Raw genomic sequence first — 11,228 nt, forward strand, 5'->3', positions numbered from 1 at the left:
TGATCCAACGCATTGTACGGGCTAAAACAGGTGCACGTTGGCGTTCATCAACGGTAAGGTTACCGTTACGTGAACTCATGGCTAAGCCATCCATTTCACGTACTGTTGGTACGCCAACAATTTTAATATCCATCGCTAGATCAATCACCATTTGACGAATAAGCGCCAATTGTTGGTAATCTTTCTCGCCAAAACAAGCCACATCGGGTTGGACGATATTAAATAATTTATTAACGATGGTTGCTACGCCACGGAAATGACCCGGACGTAATTCGCCTTCTAAAATAGTCGATAATCCAGGGACATCAATGTAAGTTTGATTATTAAGTCCGGCTGGGTACATGATTTCTGGGGTTGGCGTAAATACCACATCCACCATATTTTGCTGTTGTAACTTAGCAATATCTTGTTCAAGAGTACGTGGATAATTGGTTAAATCTTCAGTTTTTTCAAACTGCATTGGGTTAACAAAAATACTCGCAACAACAACATCAGCATGCTTACGTGCTTTACGCATTAACGTAAGATGGCCTTCATGTAAGTTACCCATGGTTGGAACAAAGGCAATTCGACGGCCTGCGTGGCGCCACGTCGTAATTTGCTCTCTTAACTGGGCAATCTCGGCGAATGTTTGCATCTCTTATTCCTTATTCAAAGGTATGCTGAGATCCTGGAAATGCACCAGACTCAACATCTTCAATGTATTTAGTAACCGCAGTACGCATATCTCCTGTTTCTGCAAGGAAGTTCTTAGAGAACTTCGGCATGTAGTTTGCAGAAATACCAAACATGTCGTGCATAACCAGTATTTGGCCATCGGTCGAATTACCCGCACCGATACCAATTACAGGCACATCCACCGCTTTGGTAATACGTTCAGCAAGGCTTGCTGGAACACATTCCAATACGATGATTTGGGCACCAGCTTTAGCGAGGGTAATGGCATCATTAACCATTGTCTCAGCTTGATCCAAATTGCGGCCTTGAACTTTATAACCGCCAAAAATATTGACAGACTGAGGTGTTAAACCAAGGTGAGCACATACAGGAACCGCTCGTTGTGTAAGGGTTGAAATTGTTTCAGCAACCCAAGCGCCACCTTCGATTTTGACCATATTTGCCCCTGCGCGCATTAGTTTTGCGGCATTTTCACAAGCTTGTGCTGGGGTTGCGAAGGTCATGAATGGCATGTCAGCCATTAGCAGCGAGTTAGGGCTACCTGCACGAACGCTACGCGTATGGTAAGCGATGTCATCAATGGTTACTGGAAGGGTATCGTTGTGGCCTTGGAGAACCATGCCTAACGAGTCACCGACTAACATAACCGGCATATTTTGCTGCTCAAATAATTGAGAAAAACTCGCGTCGTATGCTGTTACTGATGCAAATTTACGACCTTCTTGCTTCCATTTTAGGAGATCGTTGATGGTAATTTTTTTCATAGCTTCTTTCTCGCTCTGATGAATTTATGCTTGCCAAATAGCTAAGCCATTACGGTTAACCTGAGTCAATAACGTGCATAAAGAAGTGTGATCAGGCAAAACTAAAGCAGGGTTAATTTCGGCTAGTGGATACAGTACGAACTCCCGTACTTTCATGCCATAGTGCGGCACGGTTAAGCGCTCACACTGGTGCTGTAGATCACCATATAAAATAATATCGAGATCTAGTGTCCGTGGACCCCAGCGTTCATCTTTGCGAACACGTCCTTGTTCGAGCTCAATTGCTTGAGTGTGATCAAGCAACGTAAGCGGAGCTAATGTGGTGTCGATAGCAACAACCGCATTTATGTAATTAGGTTGATTTTGCTGTCCCATCGGGGTACTGCTGTACAACGAGGATACGCTAATAACTTGTGTATTGGGTAGGTGTTGCAGTGCCTTGATAGCGGTTTGAGCTTGGGCGACAGGATCGCCCAAGTTACTACCAATCGCAATATAAGCGCGAATCATGATTTTACTTGCGGTTTTTTACGACGTGGTTGCTGTGGGCGACGACGACGTGGACGGCGAGCACCACCATCATTGATGTGAGTGACCATGTGGCCACGTTGGTTGTAATCTGCGTCTTGGAACTCATTCCACCATTGTGCTAATTCTTTGATATCGCTGCCTTCAAACAAGCTACGCATTTCTAAGAAATCATAAGCGGCACGGAATTTAGGGTGTTCCATGGTCTTAAAGGCACGTTTACCGCTACGACGACTAAAGCGCAATTGTTGCTGCCAGATATCGCGAACCGTAGTGGTGTGGCGACGTGGAATAGCAATTGAGCGCACTTGTTCGTCAAGAATGTCGTTACTGGCAACCATAAAGGCATCATAGAATGATAAACCACTGGCAAAAGAGACTTCTTCGGCACGGGTCATCATTGGATACCACAGCATAGCAGCATAAATGAAGGCTGGATTAACACGTTTGTCTTCAGCCATTCGTTTGTCGGTCGAGGCAAGGATATGCTCGATCATTTTTTCTGTTTTGCTGCTGTTATTCTCCGTGAAATGGTCAGATAAAATGGGGAATAACTGCTGGAATAAATTGTATTCACGCAGCATACGGTAAGTTTCTAGACCTTGACCCGATTGCAGTAGCTTAAGACTTTCTTCAAACAGACGCGCAGATGGAATATCTTGCATCAGTGTTGCGAGTTCACGAATTGGCGCTGCAGTGACAGGATCGATATCCATGTCTAACTTAACCGCAAAGCGTACTGCTCGTAACATACGAACGGGATCTTCACGGTAACGCGTTTCTGGATCACCCATTAATCGAATTACGCGATTATTAAGATCTTCAATACCTTTGGCATAGTCAGTAACGGTAAAGTCTTTAACGCTATAATAAAGTGCGTTAATGGTAAAGTCGCGGCGCTCTGCATCTTCTTCGATGGTGCCGTAAACATTATCACGTAATAACATGCCTTCTTCATTGCGAGAAGAGAGCTGTGGTTTTTGCTTATCTTTAGGCGGTGTCACTTGTATTGGCGCGTCTGAGTGGTGGCCTCGAAAGGTTGCTACTTCAATAATGTCACGTCCAAATAGGATGTGAGCAAGACGGAAACGACGGCCGATTAAACGACAGTTACGAAACAGTTTTTTGATTTCTTCAGGTGTTGCATTGGTTGCAATATCGAAGTCTTTCGGCTGTTTGTGAAGCAATAAATCGCGGACGCCGCCACCAACAAGGTAAGCGTCGTAACCAGCTTTGTTTAGACGATATAGTACTTTCAGCGCATTTTCGCTGATATCTTTTCGTGAAATGCCGTGCTCTGGGCGTTGGTAAACTTGCAAAGTTTGTTCCTCTGGAACGCGAGTACTACTGTCGCGATTCAATACTTTACGGCAAAAGTTGGCTACTCGATTAAAGATAATACACCCCATTTTGTGCACATGGTTCAACAAACAGCCGTGTATGATATATCACGGCAGACTATTTTAGAATGCTAGTGTGATAGCAGTCGTCTTTGGTAGCTGCTTGAGCTGCCAATGAGTGATGCCCCACTGTAAAATTTGTTCTACGCTTTCTGTGACAAGCTCTGTCGGAGGCGAAAAGCCTAAAAAGCGTAGCGCTGCCATTAATGCAGGCCGAGGATTGTGTTTATCAATCGCTGGTGCATGATTTTGCTTTGACAATTTATTGCCATTGTCAGTAATGGCGAGCGGTAAGTGCAAATAACTCACTTCAGGATGTCTTAGTTGTCGGTACAGACCAATTTGACGCCCAGTTGGCTCAATTAAATCCGCACCGCGTACAACTTCGGTGATCCCTTGTTCGATATCATCTAGCACTACAGCAAGATTATAAGCAAATAAGCCATCGCGGCGATGAATGATAAAATCTTCACTCGCCAATGCTAATGGCAATTCGATACGGCCATGTAATCGGTCATCGAAATGGGTTATTGGTGTGTCTACTTGTAATCGAACCGCACCATTGCTGTGCCGTTGATTGAGGGTACGACAGGTACCAGGGTAATAGCCGCCCGTTTGTTTAATGTCTTTTCGACTACATTGACAATAATATGCATTCCCTTGTGCTAACCAAGTTTCGATCTGAGCTTGATAGGCGTCAAGACGTAAGCTTTGGTAGATGATATTGCCATCCCACATAAAACCAAAGGCTTCTAGTGTGCGCAGAATATCATCAGCAGCCCCTTGCATTTCGCGAGGTGGATCAAGATCTTCGATCCTAACTATCCATTTTCCTTGCTGAGATTTTGCTTGGAGGTAGCTACCAAGAGCTGCAATTAACGATCCGAAATGCAATGGCCCTGAGGGCGATGGTGCAAAACGACCGACATATTGATTTGTGTTAGTCATACATTAATGAACGGTTATAAAATCCAAATAGATTATTATCTAACTTGGTACGGCAATGTAAATGTCGCCCAGAGTCAGGGGTAAATATAACAAGATATATTCCCTCCAAACTGAATAAGACTCTCTACAATGAGAACACTATTCAGTTTGGTGCCTAGTTATCTATAACGCTTGGTTATGACTACAAGGCAGAGCTCGTGCGACATCGGTAAGTAAACAACCATTAGGTTAATTACAGCGTGTTATTTTGAGCGCTAGTGTAAACGAAAGAGGGAGCTTACGCTCCCTCTAAAATTAGCTTTGGCCTGATTAAAGGCGTAATTAGCCAGCCATTTGCTTTTCTTTGATCTCTGCAAGGGTTTTACAGTCGATACAAAGATCTGCTGTTGGACGAGCTTCAAGACGGCGAATACCGATTTCTACACCACAAGAATCACAGAAGCCGAAATCATCTTCTTCGATACGCTTGATTGTCTTGTCAATTTTCTTGATCAGTTTACGCTCGCGGTCACGATTACGAAGTTCAAGGCTGAACTCTTCTTCTTGTGCGGCACGATCCACTGGATCGGGGAAGTTAGCGGCTTCATCTTGCATGTGGTTTACTGTGCGATTAACTTCAACGCGAAGTTGGTTACGCCATGCTGATAGAATTTTATGGAAATGCTCTAATTGAGCTTCGCCCATGTATTCTTCGCCAGCTTTTTCCTGATAAGGTTCAACCCCAGCAATAGCCAGGATGCCTAGTGATTTTTTAACGTTGGTCTCTGGCATATAGCATCTCCTAATGTACCTAATAACCGTCACTGGTTAATTTTGGGCGGTATCTATACCAGAAAGGTTACTGCGTGGCAATTAATGTATAACTTCAATTCTACGTCAATGTGAAGAAAACAGCATTTTTTATGTCAAATGCTGAAATTGTATACAGTCTTCGAGTTTTATTTCAGCAGCATCAATCGTTGCTCGGTAACAAATAATTTCAACTCCTGCACTGATAGCTTGGTGTAATAATCGCGCGTATTCTGGATCAATATGCTGCGCAACATTGACCTGATTAATTCCCGTATGTAACACCGCAAAAAATAAAACCGCTCGTGATCCTTGTTGTGCCATTTCGGTCAGTTCGCGTAAATGTTTTTGACCACGAGTAGTAACTGCATCTGGGAAATAACCTTGGCCATTATCCGTCAGTAGAGTCACACTTTTTACTTCAATATAGCAGGGCTGACGGGTTTGTGATTCAAGTAATAAATCGATACGGCTATTTTCAGCACCGTATTTCACTTCAGTGCGTAAATTATCGTAGCCATTGAGTTCAATGATACGTTGCTGTTCTATCGCTTCTTTAACAAGATGATTGGCTTGAATGGTGTTAACACAAATCCAATCATTGTGCTTTGTTTGAGCTAATTCCCAGCTATTAGGGTATTTGCGTTTTTTATTATCAGAGGTTGAATACCACACCGTGGTTCCCGAATCGGCACATCCTGTCATTGCGCCAGTATTGGCACAATGAATGGTTCTAATCTCACCATCGTCTAATGTGATATCAGCTAAGAAGCGTTTGTAACGTTTAATTAAAGTGGCTGCGTGTAGTGGCGGAGCAAATTTCATTTTGGCCTCAAGTATGGATTATTATTTTTAGTTGTCGCTAGGCTTTCGTTACAATGTGATTCTGTTTTGATCATGACATAAGGTGACGCCCTTGTCACAACTCCCTATTGATGACGTTTTAGCTACTTTGTTTGCGGCACTCGCTAACCATACTCAAATAATTTTAAAAGCTCCACCAGGGGCGGGTAAATCAACCCGTTTGCCATTGGCGTTATTGGAAACAAATACCATCGTGGAGCGAATTATTATGTTGGAGCCGCGACGGTTAGCGGCGAGAAACATTGCCAGTTATTTGGCGCAGCAATTGGGTGAACGTGTTGGTCAAACTGTTGGCTTACGAGTGCGTGGCGAAACTAAAGTCAGTGCCCAAACACGGTTAGAGATTGTGACGGAAGGCGTTATGACGCGAATGTTGCAGCATGATCCCGAACTGGCTGGAATTGGGTTAATTATTTTTGATGAGTTTCATGAACGCAGTATTCATGCCGATACTGCGTTAGCGTTAGCGATTGAGGTTCAGCAAGCCCTGCGGGATGATTTACAATTATTGGTAATGTCAGCCACTCTAGATCAAACCGCATTGGCACAGCTACTTCCTACTGCGGCTTATGTTGAGTCACAAGGACGTTGCTTCCCGGTGGAATATCGCTACCAACATGTTAATGATCCTCGGGATGTGATTGAGCAGATGGCGATAGCAATTAACCAGTTGTTGGTTCAAGAAACCGGATCAATATTGGCTTTTTTACCCGGTGTTGGTGAAATTAAACGGCTTGCGCAAGCATTAGCGGCACGTTTATCTAATAACAATATCAATATTTGTCCGTTGTATGGTCAGTTACCGATAGAGCAACAACAGCAAGCTATTAATCCAGCTCCTGTTGGCCAACGTAAAGTGGTACTGGCGACCAATATTGCTGAAACCAGTTTGACCATTGAGGGAATTCGATTAGTGGTTGATAGTGGCTTTGAACGGATCGCGCAGTGGGAGCCAAAAACAGGGATTAGTCGCTTACAGCAAGTACGTATTGCTCAATCATCGGCAGAGCAGCGTGCGGGTCGTGCTGGACGCTTAGAAGCGGGTATTTGTTTACGGATGTACAGCGAGGAATTATTACAACGTCAACCAGCAACGCCTCAACCTGAAATTTTGCGCAGTGATTTAACCGCTCTGGCGATGGAGTTGGTGCAATGGGGATGTCATGATCCACAACACTTACAATGGCTAGATGTGCCACCGATGATTGCATTGCAACAGGCTCAGCAATTATTGCAGCAATTAGGCGCGATTGATGAACGTGGTCAGCAAACACCACGCGGGCAAGTGATGCAAACGATAGGCGCAGATCCACGTCATAGTGCGATGCTGGCTTTTGCTCAACAAGCCGCACACCAGCAACAAGATCTTACTATTGTAACGACAGCCGCAATGCTGGTGGCGTTATTAGAAGATCCACCACGTGGTATTGATAATCCAGATTTAGCGTTTCAGTTGCACTTACTTGAGACCAAGAAACTCACTAGAAGTCATGCTTACTTGCAACGGGCGCAGCAACATCTTACTACTCTTGTTGTCGCAAGAAATACACCGCTTACGGTTAATAATTATTGGGCTGCGATTGTGCTGGCGGTTGGTTTTCCTGATCGTGTTGCGCAATCCCGCACTGATGATGGTCGTTATCAGTTAGCCAATGGTCAAGGGGGCGTACTTGATAGTAGTCAAAGTCTTGCCACTCAATCATTGTTAGTGGTGGCTGATGTTGTTAAAACCGGCCAAGGCGATAGTCGTATTTTCTCGGCCATTGCAGCTGACGTCTGTGTATTACAACAAACCTTACCAGTTCTGTTTAGTGAATGTGACTGGCTTGATTGGGATGATAAAAAAGGTCGCTTAAGTGCTGAACATCGTGTTTATTGTGGCAAATTAATTGTTGCCCGTAGCCTTGCTGCAACGCCAGATGTGGCATTAGCCAGTGAAGCGTTACTCAACGCAGTTAAACGTAAAGGATTGAGCGTTTTACATTGGACAGAAAAAGCTAACGCATTATTGATTCGTGGTCGTTGTGCCAATCAATGGTTACCTGAACTTGGTTTGCCAGCGTTAGACGAGGCGAGTTTACTTTCCAATTCTGAGCAATGGCTATTGCCTTACTTAAATGGCATTACAACCTTAAAAGGCTTACAAAAAGTCAATATGGTTACTGCACTAGAAGCCTATCTTGGTTGGAATAACAAACAACAACTCGATCAATTGTTACCAACCCATTATCAGGTACCAACGGGAACAAATATAACGATCCGTTATCAAGAACAGCAACAACCTGTACTGGCGGTGAAGTTACAAGAAATGTTTGGTGAGCCCACAACACCTACGATCGCCAATGGTAAGGTTGCTTTAGTGCTAGAATTGTTATCACCGGCGCAACGACCATTACAGATCACGCAAGATTTAGCGGGTTTTTGGCTCGGTTCATACAAGGATATCCAAAAAGAAATGAAAGGACGTTATCCTAAGCATCCTTGGCCTGATGATCCCGCAAATCATATTCCAACCCGCAAAATTAAAAAATACCTTTAACTACGACAAACAAGCTCGATACCTGTATATATAATCAGGTATAGTGTTACAGTAAATTTACATTAATGATGCTGCGCAGCGTTATTGCTGCCAGCTTAAATATAGGAATTACGGTAGTTGATTGATTATGATTAAGTTGTCGCAACCCCCAAAAATACCCGCGAAAACTCTCTCGCCTTCGAAAAAAAAAGCGGCGTTAAAACCGGCGGCAAAAAAAGCATCGCCTAAAAAAACTGCAGCAAAAAAAACGTCTGCAAAAAAAAAATCGGCTAAAAAAGACGTCGCTCCGCATCCATGGTTACGAAAGCTTGGGCGTTTAAGCTTTAAACTCATGCTAGTTGTGGCCGCTATTTTATTGGTTATCGGTATCTATTTAGATACGGTGGTGCGCAATAAAATGGATGGTCAAATTTGGGATTTAGCGTCGGTTGTTTATGGTCGAGTGCTGACCTTACATACGGGCCAAGCTATGACCCTAAGTGATGTTCGCCATGAATTGAATGTATTGCAATACCATAAAGTAGCAACGCCACAACGCATGGGCGAGTATTCTGCATCATCAACCCGGATTGAATTAATTCGTCGCCCCTTTAAGTTTGTTGATGATCCACAGCCGCAACAACATGTCATGCTGACTTTTTCAGGTGGCACTCTGATTTCCATTACCGATCTAACAACCAAGAAATCATTAAAAACCCTTAAGATAGAACCAAAACTATTGGGGATGTTAGGCCTTACAGGTAATGAGCAACGGATCTTCATGGCGCGGAATCAATTTCCACCATTATTAATTGATGCACTGCTAACAACCGAAGATCGTGATTTTTATCAGCATGAAGGTGTATCACCGCTGGCAATCTTACGGGCGATGGTGGTTAACCTTAAAGCTGGACATACCGTACAAGGGGGCAGTACGCTGACTCAGCAGTTAGCGAAAAATTTATTTTTAAGCCGTGAACGTAGTTTATGGCGCAAAGTACGTGAAGCGTATATCGCCGTCATTATTGATTATCGTTACAGTAAAGATCGTATTTTAGAAGCTTATTTAAATGAAATTTATCTTGGGCAGAATGGCGCCAAAGAAGTGCATGGTTTTCCTCTTGCGGCACGATTTTATTTTGGGCGTCCGTTAGAAGAACTGCGACCCGATCAATTAGCCATGTTAGTAGGAATGGTGAAAGGGCCGTCACAATTTAATCCATGGCGCCATCCTGAGCGCACCATTAAACGTCGTGATTTAGTGTTGATGTTGCTGCTAAAAAATAATTACCTTACAGGCGCTGAATATGAAAAAGCCGTATCAGAACCATTAGGTATTCAAAAGACCCCTAAGATAGCCAGTCGTCAGCCAGCGTATTTTCAACAATTGCAACGTGAACTAGAACAAGATGTTGGCGATATTTACAAATTAGGTAAAGGGTTACGTATTTTTAGTACTCTCGATCCAGTGTCACAACAAGCCGCAGAAAAAACTATTGCGGTAATGGTGCCACGATTAAATAAAAAAGCTGGTGTCAAAGTTGAAACGGCAATGGTGGTGGTTGATCGTCAATATGGTGCAGTAAGAGCACTGATTGGTGGTAGCCGTCCTGGTTATGCTGGATTTAACCGTGCGCTGGATGCTAGTCGCCAAATAGGCTCGCTTGCTAAGCCTGCGGTTTATTTAGCAGCGTTGAGTAAGCCGCAGAAGTTTACTTTGGCGACAACCCTGAGTGATAGTGCCATTGTTCTAAAGGGCAGTAAGGGAACGTCGTGGCGACCAAGAAACTATGATCGTAAATTCCGTGGTCAAGTGCCGTTATATTATGCTTTAGCGCATTCATTAAATGTGCCGACGGTAAATTTAGGTTTAAAAGTCGGGTTAGGAACGGTGATTAACACCATGGCGAAGTTGGGAGTTAAGCGAGATGAAATTCCTCACTTACCCTCAATATTATTAGGTGCATTTAGTTTATCACCGTTTGAAGTTGCACAAATGTTCCAGAGTATTACTAATAACGGCCGTAAAGCGCCGCTATACAGCTTGGATGCTGTTGTTGATAGTCGAGGACGAGTCCTGTACCAACATCAGCCTAAGATTGAGCAAGTGGTTCCAGAGCAAGCAGCTTGGTTGACAACTTATGATATGAAAAAAGTTGTTAGCCAAGGCACGGCACGCTTTCTTCAAAATAAATTCAGTTCAGCTAAGTTAGCGGGTAAAACAGGAACAACCGATAATAACCGTGATAGTTGGTTTGCTGGGGCTGATGGCCGCGAGGTTGGCGTTGTATGGGTTGGACGGGATGATAACACGCCAGTGCGTTTGACGGGCTCTAGTGGTGCATTACGGGTTTATGCTGATTATCTTGCTCGTCGTCAACCATTGCCGTTAAATATTGGCTGGCCGCCTTATATCACGACGATTAAGTATCAACGAGCAAACAATGGTAGTTTACGGTTTGATTGTAATGGTAATGTCGCGTTACCTATATGGGATCGTAATGGAGATTTAAAAGCCAAGTGCGATGATAATCAGCCTGCAACATGGATTAAGCATATGTTTGCGGGATAAAATGAAAATTGACGATTGATGGTAGAGTGAAACGACAGCTGCGAAGTTGTCGTTTTTTTTGGCCTTTTCTATAGATGAAAAAAAACCTCATCAAAGATGAGGCTTTTAAAAGATGGTGCCGACTACCGGAGTCGAACTGGTGACCTACTGATTACAAGTCAGTTGCT

The 11,228-nt window shown here is 43.6% G+C and carries 9 protein-coding genes; 2 read left to right on the forward strand and 7 right to left on the reverse strand.

The features are described from left to right. From panC to sfsA, 7 genes are all read right to left on the reverse strand, one after another. On the reverse strand, positions 1–637 hold a 637-nt coding region (gene panC / locus Q0V26_RS17110), incomplete at its 3' end, for a pantoate--beta-alanine ligase (RefSeq protein ID WP_297486076.1). A gap of 10 nt (positions 638–647) precedes the next feature. Then, complete coding sequence (gene panB / locus Q0V26_RS17115) at positions 648–1,442, reverse strand: 3-methyl-2-oxobutanoate hydroxymethyltransferase (RefSeq protein WP_297486077.1); 795 nt, start codon at positions 1,440–1,442, stop codon at positions 648–650. A gap of 24 nt (positions 1,443–1,466) precedes the next feature. Beyond that, positions 1,467–1,952 (reverse strand): 2-amino-4-hydroxy-6-hydroxymethyldihydropteridine diphosphokinase, encoded by a 486-nt coding sequence (gene folK / locus Q0V26_RS17120; protein ID WP_297486079.1) that lies wholly within the window; start codon positions 1,950–1,952, stop codon positions 1,467–1,469. Next, complete coding sequence (gene pcnB / locus Q0V26_RS17125) at positions 1,949–3,379, reverse strand: polynucleotide adenylyltransferase PcnB (protein WP_297486081.1); 1,431 nt, start codon at positions 3,377–3,379, stop codon at positions 1,949–1,951. The genes folK and pcnB overlap by 4 nt, the downstream gene beginning before the upstream one ends. Before the next feature lie 54 nt (positions 3,380–3,433). Next, the gene (gene gluQRS / locus Q0V26_RS17130; RefSeq protein WP_297486082.1) at positions 3,434–4,318 is read right to left on the reverse strand and encodes a tRNA glutamyl-Q(34) synthetase GluQRS; all 885 of its coding nucleotides are present in this window, start codon (positions 4,316–4,318) and stop codon (positions 3,434–3,436) included. A gap of 321 nt (positions 4,319–4,639) precedes the next feature. Beyond that, positions 4,640–5,089 (reverse strand): RNA polymerase-binding protein DksA, encoded by a 450-nt coding sequence (dksA, locus tag Q0V26_RS17135; RefSeq protein WP_297486083.1) that lies wholly within the window; start codon positions 5,087–5,089, stop codon positions 4,640–4,642. Between the two features lie 129 nt (positions 5,090–5,218). Then, a complete protein-coding gene (gene sfsA / locus Q0V26_RS17140; protein WP_297486085.1) occupies positions 5,219–5,932 on the reverse strand; it encodes a DNA/RNA nuclease SfsA in 714 nt (237 codons plus the stop codon). 91 nt (positions 5,933–6,023) lie between these two features. Between sfsA and hrpB the strand changes: the two genes are divergently transcribed. Continuing rightward, positions 6,024–8,510: an ATP-dependent helicase HrpB gene (gene hrpB, locus Q0V26_RS17145; protein WP_297486086.1), complete on the forward strand. Its 2,487-nt coding sequence runs from the start codon at positions 6,024–6,026 to the stop codon at positions 8,508–8,510. Between the two features lie 124 nt (positions 8,511–8,634). Further along, positions 8,635–11,061 carry a penicillin-binding protein 1B gene (gene mrcB, locus Q0V26_RS17150; RefSeq protein WP_297486087.1) on the forward strand — a complete coding sequence of 809 codons (2,427 nt, stop codon included), beginning with the start codon at positions 8,635–8,637 and terminating at the stop codon, positions 11,059–11,061. The last annotated feature ends 167 nt before the right edge of the window (positions 11,062–11,228 follow it).

It is taken from the genome of uncultured Photobacterium sp., from assembly GCF_947039875.1.
In the GTDB taxonomy this organism is placed as follows: Bacteria; Pseudomonadota; Gammaproteobacteria; order Enterobacterales; family Vibrionaceae; genus Photobacterium.

Bases quoted from the DNA above. Each gene is read 5' to 3' on its own strand.
- gluQRS (WP_297486082.1), bottom strand. From the start codon at position 4,318: ATGACTAACACAAATCAATATGTCGGTCGTTTTGCACCATCGCCCTCA.
- folK (WP_297486079.1), bottom strand. From the start codon at position 1,952: ATGATTCGCGCTTATATTGCGATTGGTAGTAACTTGGGCGATCCTGTC.
- pcnB (WP_297486081.1), bottom strand. From the start codon at position 3,379: ATGGGGTGTATTATCTTTAATCGAGTAGCCAACTTTTGCCGTAAAGTA.
- panB (WP_297486077.1), bottom strand. From the start codon at position 1,442: ATGAAAAAAATTACCATCAACGATCTCCTAAAATGGAAGCAAGAAGGT.
- sfsA (WP_297486085.1), bottom strand. From the start codon at position 5,932: ATGAAATTTGCTCCGCCACTACACGCAGCCACTTTAATTAAACGTTAC.
- dksA (WP_297486083.1), bottom strand. From the start codon at position 5,089: ATGCCAGAGACCAACGTTAAAAAATCACTAGGCATCCTGGCTATTGCT.